At 61.3% G+C, this 14,699-nt stretch carries 13 protein-coding genes; all 13 read right to left on the bottom strand.

The genetic code is table 11. The features are described 5' to 3' along the window. Positions 1-103: 103 nt before the first annotated feature. Entirely contained in the window at positions 104-892 is a 789-nt protein-coding gene (locus KGB28_RS00520) for a ParA family protein (RefSeq protein ID WP_046037687.1), read from the bottom strand. Between the two features lie 43 nt (positions 893-935). Then, positions 936-1,826 (bottom strand): flagellar motor protein MotD, encoded by an 891-nt coding sequence (gene motD, locus KGB28_RS00525; protein WP_085716991.1) that lies wholly within the window; start codon positions 1,824-1,826, stop codon positions 936-938. Positions 1,827-1,838: 12 nt separating this feature from the next. After that, a complete protein-coding gene (locus tag KGB28_RS00530) occupies positions 1,839-2,579 on the bottom strand; it encodes a flagellar motor protein (protein WP_057715870.1) in 741 nt (246 codons plus the stop codon). After that, entirely contained in the window at positions 2,579-3,709 is a 1,131-nt protein-coding gene (locus KGB28_RS00535; protein WP_223441119.1) for a chemotaxis response regulator protein-glutamate methylesterase, read from the bottom strand. The genes KGB28_RS00530 and KGB28_RS00535 overlap by 1 nt, the downstream gene beginning before the upstream one ends. Positions 3,710-3,757: 48 nt before the next feature. Beyond that, positions 3,758-6,016: a chemotaxis protein CheA gene (locus KGB28_RS00540; protein ID WP_223441120.1), complete on the bottom strand. Its 2,259-nt coding sequence runs from the start codon at positions 6,014-6,016 to the stop codon at positions 3,758-3,760. Between the two features lie 26 nt (positions 6,017-6,042). Then, positions 6,043-6,831, bottom strand: coding sequence for a protein phosphatase CheZ (locus KGB28_RS00545; protein WP_223441122.1), 789 nt, complete (start codon positions 6,829-6,831; stop codon positions 6,043-6,045). A gap of 21 nt (positions 6,832-6,852) precedes the next feature. Continuing rightward, positions 6,853-7,224, bottom strand: a complete 372-nt coding sequence (locus KGB28_RS00550) for a chemotaxis response regulator CheY (protein WP_003183998.1) — start codon at positions 7,222-7,224, stop codon at positions 6,853-6,855. A gap of 168 nt (positions 7,225-7,392) precedes the next feature. Next, the gene (gene fliA / locus KGB28_RS00555; protein ID WP_150724477.1) at positions 7,393-8,133 is read right to left on the bottom strand and encodes an RNA polymerase sigma factor FliA; all 741 of its coding nucleotides are present in this window, start codon (positions 8,131-8,133) and stop codon (positions 7,393-7,395) included. After that, on the bottom strand, positions 8,130-8,960 hold the full coding sequence (gene fleN / locus KGB28_RS00560; protein WP_008001746.1) for a flagellar synthesis regulator FleN: 831 nt from the start codon (positions 8,958-8,960) through the stop codon (positions 8,130-8,132). Before fleN ends, fliA begins: the two co-directional genes overlap by 4 nt. A 116-nt stretch (positions 8,961-9,076) precedes the next feature. Then, positions 9,077-10,405: a flagellar biosynthesis protein FlhF gene (flhF, locus tag KGB28_RS00565; RefSeq protein WP_150724476.1), complete on the bottom strand. Its 1,329-nt coding sequence runs from the start codon at positions 10,403-10,405 to the stop codon at positions 9,077-9,079. A gap of 11 nt (positions 10,406-10,416) precedes the next feature. Then, on the bottom strand, positions 10,417-12,546 hold the full coding sequence (flhA, locus tag KGB28_RS00570) for a flagellar biosynthesis protein FlhA (RefSeq protein WP_150753420.1): 2,130 nt from the start codon (positions 12,544-12,546) through the stop codon (positions 10,417-10,419). Positions 12,547-12,773: 227 nt separating this feature from the next. Next, entirely contained in the window at positions 12,774-13,913 is a 1,140-nt protein-coding gene (flhB, locus tag KGB28_RS00575) for a flagellar biosynthesis protein FlhB (protein WP_056721597.1), read from the bottom strand. 3 nt (positions 13,914-13,916) lie between these two features. Further along, positions 13,917-14,699, bottom strand: coding sequence for a flagellar biosynthetic protein FliR (gene fliR, locus KGB28_RS00580; protein WP_057398374.1), 783 nt, complete (start codon positions 14,697-14,699; stop codon positions 13,917-13,919).

A 14,699-nucleotide genomic window follows, 5' to 3' on the forward strand; every position in this document is an offset into this window, starting at 1 on the left:
CATGCTCGCGATGAACCTGAGAGCGCCACGGGGTGTCAGGTTTCCCGCGTCATCGTTGACGACCATCGCGAGCATGCTCGCTCCTACAGGGGTCGGGGTCATGTCACGCCACCTGCGCAACAAGTTGCGCCGCCAGCAGATGCTTGAGCAACGCGCGATAAGCCAGAACGCCACGGCTCTTGCCGTCGAACTGCGAAGGCGTCAGACCGGCGCGGCTGGCATCGCGCAGGCGCGTGTCCACCGGGATGTAGCCCTGCCAGATTTCCTCGGGGAATTTGTCGCGCAGCACGCGCAACGTCCCGAGGGACGCCTGGGTGCGTCGGTCAAACAGGGTCGGCACGATGGTGAATGGCAACGCCTGTTTGCGCGAGCGGTTGATCATCGCCAGGGTGTTGACCATGCGCTCCAGGCCCTTGACCGCCAGGTGTTCGGTCTGCACCGGGATCACCAGTTGCTGGCTGGCCGCCAAGGCATTGACCATCAGCACGCCGAGCAATGGCGGGCTGTCGATCACCGCGTAATCGAAGTCCTGCCACAGTTGCGCCAGGCTCTTGGCAATCACCAGGCCCAAACCGCTCTGCCCCGGCGACTGGCGCTCAAGGGTGGCCAGCGCGGTGCTGGAGGGCAACAGGGAGATGCGTTCGTCACTGGTCGACAGCAGCAGTTGACCCGGCAGGCCTTGCGGCACGCTGCCCTTGTGCAAGAACAAGTCGTAGCTGCTGTGCTCCAGGGCGTCGGGATCGTAGCCGAAGTAGCTGGTCATCGAGCCGTGGGGGTCGAGATCGACCACGACCACGCGCTTGCCCGCCTCCGCCAGTAAACCGGCTAAAGCGATGGAGGAAGTGGTTTTACCGACACCACCCTTTTGATTGGCGACTGCCCAGACTCTCATTCGGATTGTTCCTCCCGACCGAATGGATCGACCGAGAAATAGCTCAACGTGTTAATGCGGGTGACGGAGAATTGACGGCGCTCTCTCGTACCGGCGACTTGACCGGTGTCGGTGCAGTTTGTGTGCCAGCACGCTTCAATGCGGCATCCGGTTGCGCATGGGCGGTTCCGGTGCCGGTCAGGCTGCGGCGAACATCGAGGTTGCGCGACACCACCAGCACCACGCGACGGTTGCGTGCGCGGCCTTCAGCGGTGGCGTTGTTGGCCACCGGCTGAAACTCGCCGTAGCCCACCGAAGCCAGGCGACCGGGGTTCACCCCTTGCATTGCCAGCATGCGCACGATGCTGGCCGAGCGGGCCGAAGACAGCTCCCAGTTGGTCGGGTACTGCGCGGTGCGAATCGGTTGATCGTCGGTGAAACCTTCGACATGAATCGGGTTGTCGAACGGCTTCAGGATCGCCGCGACCTTGTCGATGATGTTGAACGCGATGTCGCTGGGCATGGCGTCGCCGCTGCCGAACAACAGGCTGGAATTGAGCTCGATCTCGACCCACAACTCATTGCCGCGCACGGTCATCTGGTTGGAGCTGATCAGGTCACCGAACGCTGCACTGATGTCGTCGGCGATGCTTTTCAGTGGATCGCTGGCGCCCGCGACACCGGCATCGACCTGGTCACTGTCCTTGACCAGTGGCTTGGCCGGGGTCACGGTCTTCGGCCGCTCGTCACCGATGGGGATCGGCTTGAGCGAACGATCGGAATCGGTGAAGACCCCGATCAGCGCTTCGGAAATGACCTTGTATTTGCCTTCGTTGATCGAAGAGATCGAGTACATCACCACGAAAAAGGCGAACAGCAAGGTGATGAAGTCCGCATAGGACACCAGCCAGCGTTCGTGGTTGACGTGTTCTTCATGCTGGCGACGGCGAGCCATGAGCTTATTCCCTTAATCCATGAAGCCTTGGAGCTTCAACTCAATGGAGCGAGGGTTTTCACCTTCGGCGATCGACAGCAGCCCTTCCAGCAACATTTCGCGATAACGCGACTGGCGCAACGCGATGGATTTGAGTTTGGCGGCAATCGGCAGCAGCACCAGGTTGGCACTGGCCACGCCGTAGATGGTGGCGACGAATGCCACGGCAATACCACTGCCCAGTTGCGATGGATCAGCGAGGTTGCCCATGACATGAATCAGGCCCATCACCGCACCGATGATGCCGATGGTCGGCGCGTAACCGCCCATGCTTTCGAAGACTTTGGCCGCTTCGATGTCGCGGCTTTCCTGGGTGTAGAAGTCCACTTCCAGAATGCTGCGGATCGCTTCCGGCTCGGCGCCGTCGACCAGCAGTTGCAGACCTTTGCGCGCGTAGTTGTCGGGCTCGGCGTCGGCGATACCTTCAAGGCCCAGCAGGCCTTCCTTGCGGGCGGTCAGGCTCCAGTTCACTACGCGGTCGATGCCACCGGCCAGGTCGACACGGGGCGGAAACAGGATCCAGGCGAGGATCTGCATGGCGCGCTTGAAGGCGCTCATCGGCGATTGCAGTAGCGCGGCGCCAATGGTGCCGCCGAGCACGATCAGCGCTGCCGGGCCGTTGGCCAGTGCGCCGAGATGACCGCCTTCGAGGTAGTTGCCGCCGATAATGGCGACGAAGGCCATGATGATGCCGATCAGGCTTAGAACATCCATCAGATACAGGCCTCGACCAGGTGCTTGCCAATGTCGTCCAGGCTGTACACCGCGTCGGCGAGTTCAGCTTTGACGATGGCCATCGGCATGCCGTAGATCACGCAACTGGCTTCGTCCTGTGCCCAGATCGAACCGCCGCCCTGCTTGAGCAGGCGCGCGCCTTCACGGCCGTCGGCGCCCATGCCGGTCAGGACCACCGCCAGAACCTTGTCGCCGTAGGACTTGGCTGCCGAACCGAAGGTGATGTCCACGCACGGCTTGTAATTCAGGCGCTCGTCACCCGGGAGGATTTTCACCGCGCCACGACCGTCGATCATCATCTGCTTGCCACCCGGCGCCAGCAGCGCCAGGCCCGGACGCAGGATGTCGCCATCCTCGGCTTCCTTGACGCTGATGCGGCAGAGCTTGTCCAGGCGCTCGGCGAAGGCCTTGGTGAAAGCGGCCGGCATGTGTTGAACCAGCACGATCGGAGCCGGGAAGTTGGTCGGCAATTGGGTCAACACTCGTTGCAGGGCGACCGGGCCGCCGGTGGACGTACCGATGGCCACCAGCTTGTAGGCTTTGCGTTTCGGCGCGGGCGACGACGCGGTGGCCGCATGCGTACGCGCAGGGATCGGTGCCGGTGCCGGACGCACGGGCGCACTGCTGCCGTAACTGCCAACGCTCAAAGGCGCAGGTGTTGGAGCGGATGCGGCCACAGGGGCCGGCGCACTGTAAGTGCTGATGCGACGATTGCTGCGCGAGATGCTCAGGATCTTCTCGCACAGCAGTTGCTTGACCTTCTCGGGGTTGCGCGAGATGTCTTCGAAATTCTTCGGCAGGAAGTCCACCGCACCGGCATCCAGCGCATCGAGGGTGACCCGGGCGCCTTCGTGGGTCAGCGAAGAGAACATCAGGACCGGGGTCGGGCAGCGTTGCATGATGTGCCGCACGGCGGTGATGCCGTCCATCATCGGCATCTCGTAGTCCATGGTGATCACGTCGGGCTTGAGGGCCAGTGCCTGATCGATCGCCTCTTTGCCGTTGGTCGCCGTGCCGACGACCTGGATATTGGAATCCGCTGAAAGAATTTCCGAGACGCGGCGGCGGAAAAACCCCGAATCGTCCACCACCAGGACTTTGACTGCCATAAACACTCCATTAGATGGAGCGAGGCCAGGCGCCCCGCTCCACCAGAATCAAATACGCCGTGTGGCGTAACGCTTGAGCATGCTCGGAACATCGAGAATCAGCGCGATGCGGCCGTCACCGGTGATGGTGGCGCCGGACATGCCCGGCGTTCCCTGGAGCATTTTGCCCAATGGCTTGATGACCACTTCTTCCTGGCCCACCAGTTGATCGACGACAAAGCCGATCCGCTGGGTGCCCACCGAAAGGATCACCACGTGGCCTTCGCGCTGCTCTTCGTGAGCGGCGGAGCGGACCAGCCAGCGTTTGAGATAGAACAATGGCAGTGCCTTGTCCCGCACGATCACCACTTCCTGGCCGTCCACGACGTTGGTGGTCGACAGGTCGAGGTGGAAGATCTCGTTGACGTTCACCAGCGGGAACGCAAACGCCTGGTTGCCGAGCATGACCATCAGCGTCGGCATGATCGCCAGGGTCAGCGGCACCTTGATGACAATCTTCGAACCCTGGCCCTTGGCCGAGTAGATGTTGATCGAACCGTTGAGCTGGGAAATCTTGGTTTTCACCACGTCCATGCCCACGCCGCGACCCGATACGTCGGAGATCTCGGTCTTGGTCGAGAAACCCGGGGCGAAGATCAGGTTGTAGCATTCGGTGTCGCTCAGACGATCGGCGGCATCCTTGTCCATCACGCCGCGTTTAACCGCGATGGAACGCAGGACGTTCGGGTCCATGCCTTTACCGTCATCGGAGATCGACAGCAGGATGTGGTCGCCCTCCTGCTCGGCTGCAAGAATCACCTTGCCGCCACGGGACTTGCCCGAGGCCTCGCGTTCTTCCGGTGACTCGATGCCGTGGTCGACCGCGTTGCGCACCAAGTGGACCAACGGGTCGGCCAGGGCCTCGACGAGGTTCTTGTCGAGGTCGGTTTCTTCGCCGACCAGTTCCAGGTTGATCTCTTTCTTGAGCTGGCGGGCCAGGTCGCGAACCAGGCGCGGGAAGCGCCCGAAGACTTTCTTGATCGGTTGCATCCGGGTCTTCATGACCGCGGTTTGCAGGTCGGCGGTGACCACGTCGAGGTTCGACACGGCCTTGGACATGGCTTCGTCGCCGCTGTTGAGGCCCAGGCGGACCAGGCGGTTACGCACCAACACCAACTCGCCGACCATGTTCATGATCTCGTCGAGACGCGCGGTGTCGACGCGTACGGTGGTCTCGGCTTCGCTCGCCGGCTTTTCCGCCGGTGGCGCGGCCGGGGCACGCGCAGCAGCCGGTGCAGCGGCAGCAGCCGGCGTTTCGGCTTTTGGCTCGGGTGCCCTGGTCACCGGTTTCGGCGCCGCAGCCTTCGCGGCCGGCGCGGCAACGGACGTGTTCGATCCGCTGGCAACCGTCGCGGTGCCGACTTCGCTGAACTTGCCTTTGCCGTGCAACTCATCGAGCAGCGATTCAAATTCGTGATCGGTGATCAGATCGCTGCCGACCGCTGCGGCGGCTGGCGCGGCAGGTGCTGGCACGCAAGCAATGGCCGACTCCAGTGCCTCGACAGCAAAGTTACCCTTGCCGTGCAGTTGGTCGAGCAGTGCTTCGAATTCGTCGTCAGTAATATCGGAACTGTCGCCTGCCGCTTTCGGTGCTTCTGGCGCAGCCGGCGCCGGGACCACTGCGTCAACGGCGAACTGGCCTTTACCATGCAGTTGATCGAGCAACGACTCGAATTCGGCATCGGTGATTTCATCGCTGGCAGCGGCATTGCTGGCAGGCGCTGGAGCCGCCGCCGGCGCCTCGGCCTGCGCCTTGACGGCGTTCAGCGAGTCCAGCAGTTGTTCGAATTCGGTGTCGGTGATGTCGTCGGAATCGGTTTCGACCACCGGTTCTTCAATCACTTCGGCGACGGGCGCAGGCGCCACTTCGTCAGCCGATTGCGGCTCGGCCAGACGGGCCAGCGCCGCGAGCAATTCAGGTGTCGCAGCGGTGATCGGACTGCGCTCGCGGACTTCGCTGAACATGCTGTTCACCGCATCCAGCGCTTCGAGAACCACGTCCATCAGTTCCGAGTCGACGCGCCGCTCACCCTTGCGCAGGATGTCGAACACGTTCTCGGCGATGTGGCAGCACTCCACCAGCTCGTTGAGCTGGAGGAAGCCGGCACCCCCTTTTACAGTGTGAAAACCGCGAAAAATTGCATTGAGCAGATCCGCATCATCCGGACGGCTTTCCAGCTCGACCAGTTGCTCGGACAGTTGCTCTAGAATCTCGCCGGCCTCAACCAGGAAATCCTGAAGGATCTCTTCATCGGCGCCGAAGCTCATTAAGGGGGTGCTCCTAACAGGTCTACCTAAAATCCAAGGCTGGATAGCAAATCGTCCACATCGTCCTGACCGGACACAACGTCTTCTCTTTTATCGGCATGAATCTGCGGACCTTCACCCTGAGAGAGATGTTTTTGTGGATCTTTTTCAGCAAGCATCGCTTCACGGTCATGTTCGATGCCCGCAAAGCGGTCCACCTGGCTGGCCATCAGCACGAGCTTCAGCAGGTTGCTTTCAACTTCGGTGACCAGCTGGGTCACACGCTTGATCACCTGCCCTGTGAGGTCCTGGTAATCCTGGGCGAGCAGGATGTCGTTGAGGTTGCCCGACACCGCGCGATTGTCCGTGCCGCTGCGCACCAGGAACCCGTCGACCCGCCGGGCCAGTTCACGAAACTCTTGCGCGCCGACTTCGCGACGCATGAAGCGCCCCCAGTCCGCGCTCAACACCTTGGCTTCATCCGCCAGGCCATTGACCAGCGGCGTGGCACTTTCCACCAGATCCATGGTGCGGTTGGCCGCGGCCTCGGTCAGCTTGACCACATACCCCAGGCGCTCGGTGGCGTCGGTGATCTGCGACACTTCTTCGGCTTGCGGCATGTGCGGGTCAATCTGGAAATTGACGATCGCGCTATGCAGTTCGCGAGTGAGCTTGCCCACTTCCTGATACAGGCCGCGGTCACGGGTCTGGTTGAGCTCATGGATCAATTGCACCGCGTCGCCGAACTTGCCTTTTTCAAGGCTGGCGACCAATTCGACGGCGTGTTTTTTCAGGGTCGACTCAAAGTCGCCCAATGAAGTTTCGTTATTGCCCATAGCTCCCCCGTGGCGCACTCATCAACCGATGCGTTCGAAAATCTTCTCGATTTTTTCTTTCAACGCCTGGGCCGTGAAGGGTTTGACCACATAGCCGTTAACGCCGGCCTGGGCCGCTTCGATGATCTGCTCGCGCTTGGCTTCAGCGGTCACCATCAGCACCGGCAGGTGCTTGAGCTTTTCATCGGCACGCACGTGGCGCAGCAGATCGATACCGGTCATGCCAGGCATGTTCCAGTCCGTTACCAGAAAGTCGATGCTTCCGCTGTTGAGCACCGGAATGGCGGTAGTGCCATCGTCGGCCTCGACGGTGTTGGTGAACCCAAGGTCACGCAGCAGGTTCTTGATGATCCGCCGCATCGTTGAGAAGTCATCAACGATGAGGATTTTCATGTTCTTGTCCAATTCGACCTCCAAGCAGTCTTAAACGCGCCCAGCACCTGGACGCGCCATTTCAATCAATCCGGCAAAGCACTCGATGACTGTCTGGAGCACAACAGATCGCGACCGGCGCAGTTCAACACCACACCGGCCTCGTTCGCAGTGTCCCCCACACTGCCTTCAGCGCGCTCGCCACTCCCCCAAACGCCCCCGCAAACGGGCCGCGCACTGGCTGTGTAACTGGCTGACCCGAGATTCGCTGACCCCCAGGACCTCACCGATTTCCTTGAGGTTCAACTCTTCGTCGTAGTACAGCGCCAACACCAGTCGCTCACGCTCCGGCAAATTGGCAATCGCATCTGCCAGCGCAGCCTGGAAGCGTTCATCTTCCAGATCGCGTGACGGTTCGATATGAGCACTCGCGCCATCCTCGTGCAGCCCTTCGTGTTCGCCGTCTTGCAACAGATCGTCGAAACTGAACAGCCGGCTGCCCAGGGTGTCGTTCAAAATCCCGTAGTAATCGTCGAGACTCAATTGGAGTTCGGCCGCAACTTCGTGATCTTTAGCATCACGACCGGTTTTCGCTTCAATCGAGCGAATGGCGTCGCTGACCATGCGCGTATTGCGGTGAACCGATCGTGGCGCCCAGTCCCCCTTGCGCACTTCATCGAGCATGGCGCCGCGGATTCGAATGCCCGCGTACGTCTCGAAACTGGCGCCTTTGCTGGCGTCATATTTGGTCGACACTTCAAGCAGGCCGATCATCCCGGCCTGGATCAGGTCTTCGACCTGGACACTGGCCGGCAGGCGCGCCAACAAGTGGTAGGCAATGCGTTTAACCAGCGGCGCGTAACGCTCGATCAGCTCGTACTGCGCATCACGCGCCGATTTTTTGTAGAGGTTGTAACCGCTTGCCGTCATAGAACCGGTCCTGCTGTCTGCTGCACGAGGCGCTCGACGAAAAACTCCAGGTGCCCGCGCGGGTTGGCAGGCAGCGGCCAGGTATCGACCTTCTGTGCGATGGCCTTGAAGGCCAGCGAGCACTTGGAACGCGGGAAGGCCTCGTAGACGGCGCGCTGCTTCTGCACGGCCTTGCGCACGCTTTCGTCGTAGGGCACCGCACCGACGTATTGCAGGGCGACGTCGAGGAAGCGATCCGTCACCTTGGTCAACTTGGCGAACAGGTTGCGCCCTTCCTGCGGGCTCTGGGCCATGTTGGCCAGGACCCGGAAGCGGTTCATGCCGTAGTCACGGTTAAGCAATTTGATCAAAGCGTAGGCGTCAGTGATCGAGGTCGGCTCGTCGCACACCACCAGCAGCACTTCCTGGGCTGCGCGAACGAAACTGACTACCGAGTCACCAATGCCCGCCGCGGTGTCGATCACCAATACGTCGAGGTTGTCGCCGATATCGCTGAAGGCCTGGATCAGGCCGGCGTGTTGCGCGGGGCTCAGATGCACCATGCTCTGAGTGCCGGATGCGGCCGGAACGATACGGATGCCGCCGGGTCCCTGCAGCAGTACATCGCGCAGTTCGCAGCGGCCTTCGATCACATCGGCCAGGGTACGTTTGGGTGTCAGGCCCAGCAGAACGTCAACGTTCGCCAGTCCCAGGTCGGCGTCCAACAGCATGACGCGCCGGCCAAGCTCAGCCAGAGCCAGGGACAAGTTCACTGACACATTAGTTTTCCCGACGCCACCTTTGCCGCCGGTCACCGCGATCACCTGTACGGGATGCATGCTGCCCATGTTATTTCTTTACCTTGTCTTGCATAGACGGAGGCCACATTACTGGCTGCGCGTTCACAAACGGAACAATGCATGGCAGACCATCGATGTAGGTACAAAAACTGTTCATTTTTACCTCAGCCAACCTGCTTGGTCGGGCTGTGGTAGATGTCAGCGAACATGTCAGCCATGGCTTCTTCGCTGGGTTCTTCCTGCATTTGCACGCTCACGGCGCGACTGACCAACTGGTGACGACGCGGCAGATGCAAATCATCCGGGATCCGCGGGCCATCGGTCAGGTAAGCCACCGGCAACTCATGACTGATGGCCAGGCTCAACACCTCACCCAGACTAGCCGTTTCATCCAGTTTAGTCAGGATGCAGCCAGCGAGCCCGCAACGCTTGTAACTATGATAGGCGGCGGTTAGAACCTGTTTCTGGCTGGTGGTTGCCAGGACCAGATAATTTTTCGAGCGGATGCCACGACCGGCCAGGCTTTCGAGCTGCATGCGCAAGGCCGGGTCGCTGGCCTGCAGGCCGGCGGTATCGATCAGCACCACGCGCTTGCGCAGCAAGGGTTCCAGCGCCTGCACCAGGGACTGGCCCGGATCGACGTGGGTCACCGGCACATTGAGAATGCGCCCCAGGGTCTTGAGCTGCTCCTGGGCACCGATGCGGAAGCTGTCCATGCTCACCAGCGCGATGTTCTGCGCGCCGTACTTGAGCACGTAACGGGCGGCCAGCTTGGCCAGGGTGGTGGTCTTGCCCATGCCGGCCGGGCCGACCATGGCGATCACACCGCCCTCTTCCAGCGGCTCGACTTCCGGGGTAACGATCATTCGCGCCAGGTGCGCCAGCAACATGCGCCAGGCCTGACGAGGCTCTTCGATATCGGTGATCATCGCCAAAAGGTCGCGCGACAGCGGGCCGGACAGACCGATGCGTTGCAGGCGCCGCCAGAGGTTGGCCTGGTCCGGACGGCTGCCCTGCAGCTGATTCCAGGCCAGGGAGCCGAGTTGGACTTCCATGAGTTCGCGCAGGCTGTTGAGCTCGAAACGCATCGAGTCGAACGCGCGCGGGTCCACGCCAGTGGAGGCTGGTGCAGCGGCCGGTGCGGGGCGACGGGGTTCGGCGTAGGTGGGCTCGATCAACGGCTCGGCTGCGGTGAGCGGCAAGCCGGCGAACAACTGGCGATTGGTTGCATTGTCGCTCTCGCCATCGCCACGCAGGCTCAATTCGGCCTGGGCGGTGACGATCCGCGACTGAGTCTTGCGCAGCTCGTCTTCGAGCTCCATGTTCGGAACCCGCGGCGCCAGCGCCGACAACTTGTAATCCAGCGCTGCAGTCAGTTCGACGCCCCCGGCGATCCGACGGTTGCCAATGATGGCGGCATCAGCGCCCAGCTCATCGCGAACCAGTTTCATGGCCTGACGCATATCGGCGGCGAAAAAACGCTTAACTTGCATAAACCACTACCTCAGCCGTTGGGCCCTACTGTCGCAACGATGGTCACTTGCTTGTTGTCAGGGATTTCCTGGTAAGCCAACACGTGCAAACCCGGGACTGCGAGCCGGCCGAATCGCGAGAGCATCGCGCGAACCGGACCGGCCACCAGCAGAATCACCGGCTGACCTTGCATCTCCTGGCGCTGCGCTGCGTCGATCAGCGAGCGTTGCAGCTTCTCAGCCATGCTTGGCTCCAGCAGAACGCCCTCTTCCGAGCCTTGCCCGGCCTTTTGCAGACTATTGAGCAATATCTGTTCCAACCTTGGCTCCAGCGTGATGACTGGCAGCTCCGACTCAGTGCCTACAATGCTTTGGACGATTGCACGGGATACGCCAACCCGCACGGCAGCCACCAGCGCGGCGGTATCTTGACTCTTGGCGGCATTGTTGGCGATGGCCTCGGCAATGCTGCGGATGTCGCGCACCGGCACTTGTTCGGCCAACAGCGCCTGCAGCACCTTGAGCAGCTGCGACAGCGAAACCACGCCCGGCACCAGCTCCTCGGCCAGTTTCGGCGAGCTTTTGCCCAGCAATTGCATGAGTTGCTGCACTTCTTCGTGGCCGATCAGTTCACTGGAATGCTTGTAGAGAATCTGGTTCAAGTGCGTAGCCACTACGGTACTGGCATCGACCACCGTATAACCGAGGGATTGCGCCTGGGCGCGCTGGCTGATTTCGATCCAGACCGCCTCCAGGCCGAAAGCCGGATCTTTGGCGGTAATGCCGTTGAGCGTGCCGTAGACCTGTCCCGGGTTGATCGCCAGTTCGCGATCCGGGTAAATCTCCGCTTCGGCCAGGATCACCCCCATGAGGGTCAGGCGATAGGCACTGGGCGCCAGGTCGAGGTTGTCGCGGATATGCACCGTGGGCATCAGGAAGCCCAGATCCTGGGACAGCTTCTTGCGCACGCCCTTGATCCGCGCCAGCAACTGGCCGCCCTGGTTGCGGTCGACCAACGGAATCAGGCGATAACCCACCTCCAGGCCGATCATGTCGATGGGTGTCACGTCATCCCAGCCAAGCTCCTTGGTTTCCTGGGCGCGGGCCGGTGACGGCAGCAACTCCTGCTGGCGTTTGACCTCTTGCAGGGCCTGCACCTTGGCGACGTTCTGCTTTTTCCAGAACAGGTAAGCGCCACCGGCCGCCAGGGCCGCCATGCTCAGGAACGAGAAGTGCGGCATGCCAGGCACCAGGCCCATGACCGCCATCAAGCCCGCCGCCACCGCCAGCGCCTTGGGCGAGGCGAACATCTGGCGATTGATTTGCTTGCCCATGTCTTCCGAACCGGAAGCACGGGTCACCATGATCGCGGCGGCTGTCGATAACAACAGTGATGGCAATTGCGCCACCAAACCGTCACCGATGGTCAGCAGCGCATACACCTTGCCGGCGTCGCCGAAGGTCATCCCGTGCTGGAAGATACCGACCGCCATGCCGCCGATCAGGTTGATGAACAGGATCAGCAGGCCGGCGATGGCATCACCGCGGACGAACTTGCTGGCGCCGTCCATGGAGCCGTAGAACTCGGCTTCCTGCGCGACTTCCGAACGGCGGGCCTTGGCCTGGGCCTGATCGATCAGGCCGGCGTTGAGGTCGGCGTCGATCGCCATTTGCTTGCCGGGCATCGCATCGAGGGTGAAACGCGCACTCACCTCGGAAATCCGCCCCGCGCCCTTGGTGACCACGACGAAGTTGATGATCATCAAGATCGCGAAGACCACGATACCGACCACGTAGTTACCGCCGATCACCACCTCACCGAAGGCCTGGATCACCTTGCCGGCGGCGGCATGGCCATCCTGACCGTGGAGCATCACCACCCGCGTGGAAGCCACGTTCAAGGCCAGGCGCAACAGCGTCGCCACCAGCAGAATGGTCGGGAACACCGCGAAATCCAGCGGCCGCAAGGCGTAGACGCACACCAGCAGCACGACGATGGACAGGGCAATGTTGAAGGTGAAGAACACGTCCAGCAGGAACGGCGGCACCGGCAACATCATCATCGCCAGCATGACCAGCAGCAACAGCGGCACGCCCAGATTGCCTCGACTGAGGTCGGCAATGTTGCTGCGGGCACTGTTGATTAACTGAGAGCGATCCACCGGTTTTCCCCGTTCCTTTAAAGCAAACTTTTGACGCCCGAAGCAGGCGCAGAGCGGCTACTGCAAGAAGCTTTCCAACTTTTGCAGAGGGAGAAATACAGAGTTTTTCAGGGGGTTATGTAGTGCCTGGACTGGCCTCTTCGCGAGCAAGCCCGCTCCCACAAGATTTCGTTGAATCTGTGGGAGCGGGCTTGCCCGCGAAGGGGCCATCAGCAGCAATGCGAAACTCAGGAATCGCGGCGCAAATCCGGCGGAATCGGCAGGTCATCCTTGAGCGGATCCGGTCGCTTGCCCTTGCCCGCCCGGTACTGTCGAATCTGATAAACGTAAGCCAGCACCTGCGCGACCGCCAGGTAGAGCCCGCCGGGTATTTCCTGCTCAAGTTCGGTGGAGTAGTAGATCGACCGCGCCAGCGCCGGTGACTCCAGCAGCAGGATCTCGTTGGCCGCCGCGATCTCACGGATCTTCAGGGCCAGGAAGTCGCTACCCTTGGCCAGCAATACCGGCGCATTACCCTTTTCCGGGTCGTACTTGAGGGCCACGGCGTAGTGCGTCGGGTTGGTGATGACCACGTCGGCCTCGGGAATGGCGGCCATCATCCGCCGCTGGGACATCTCGCGTTGCAGCTGTCGAATCCGCTGCTTGACCTCCGGCCGCCCCTCCTGATCCTTATGCTCGTCACGCACTTCCTGCTTGGTCATCAGCAGTTTCTTGTGGCTTTCCCAGAGCTGCACCGGCACATCCACCACAGCGATCAGGATCAGCCCGCACGCCATCCACAGGGTGCTCCAGCCCACCACTTGCAGGCTGTGAATAATCGCCATGTCCAGGGGCTCATGGGCGATGCGCAGCAGGTCATCGATGTCCGACGACAGTACCGCCAGCGCCACGAACAGGATGATGATGAACTTGGCCAGGGCCTTGAGCAGTTCGACCAGCGACTTGGTCGAGAACATGCGCTTGAGGCCTGGACCGGGATTCAAGCGGCTGAATTTGGGCGCCATGGAGCTCGCCGCGAACAGCCAGCCACCCAGGGAAATCGGACCGATGATGGCGGCCAGTACCAACGTGATCATCACCGGCTGGATCGACCACAGGGCAATTTGCCCCGAGCGCATCAGGTAGGTGGCCATGGAGCGCTGATCCAGAATCACTTCCCGCGGCAGCGAGAAGTTGATGCGCATCAGCTCCATCATGTCCTGCGCCATGGCGCCGCCAAAAATCAGCAGCGCCGAGGCACCGACCAGCATGATCGCCAGGGTGTTGAGTTCCTTGGACCGGGCTATCTCACCCTTTTCACGGGAGTCCTGCTTGCGCTTCTCCGTGGGGTCTTCTGTTTTGTCCTGACCGCTTTCGCTCTCAGCCATGACTCAGCTCGCCCGTGCCATTTCGCGTAATAACTGCAAGGCCTCGGAGGCCAGCGGTTGATACTGGTTGAGAATGTCCGCCAGCCCGACCCAGACAATGAACAGCCCAAGCACCAGGATCAGCGGGAAGCCGACAGAGAAAATATTCAGTTGCGGCGCCGCCCGGGTCATGACGCCAAACGCGATGTTGACCACCAGCAACGCGGTGATCGCCGGCAGCACCAGCAACAACGCCGAACCGAGCACCCAGCCGAGCTTGCCAGCCAGTTCCCAGTAGTGATTGACCATCAGGCCGCCACCCACCGGCAACGTGGTGAAACTCTCGGTGAGGATCTCGAACACCACCAGATGACCGTTCATGGACAGGAACAGCAGCGTCACCAGCATGGTGAAAAACTGCCCGATCACCGCCGTCGATACACCGTTGGCCGGGTCGATCATGGAAGCGAAGCCCATGCCCATCTGGATGGCGACGATTTGCCCAGCGACCACAAAGGCCTGGAAGAACAGCTGCAAGGAAAAACCCATCACCGCACCGATGAGAATCTGCTCGGCAATCAGCAACAGCCCGCTCAAATCCAGGGGATTCACCGGGGGCATCGGTGGCAGGCCCGGCGCGATGACCACGGTAATGGCCAAGGCGAAATACAGGCGTATGCGCCGGGGCAGCAGGGTCGTGCCAAACACCGGCATGACCATCAGCAAGGAGCCGACGCGAAACAGCGGCAGCATGAACGTCGCCACCCAGGTGCTGATCTGCGTATCGGTCAGCGCTAGCAGTGACAT

It is taken from the genome of Pseudomonas sp. BF-R-19 (assembly GCF_019956445.1).
GTDB lineage: Bacteria > Pseudomonadota > Gammaproteobacteria > Pseudomonadales > Pseudomonadaceae > Aquipseudomonas > Aquipseudomonas fluorescens_BH.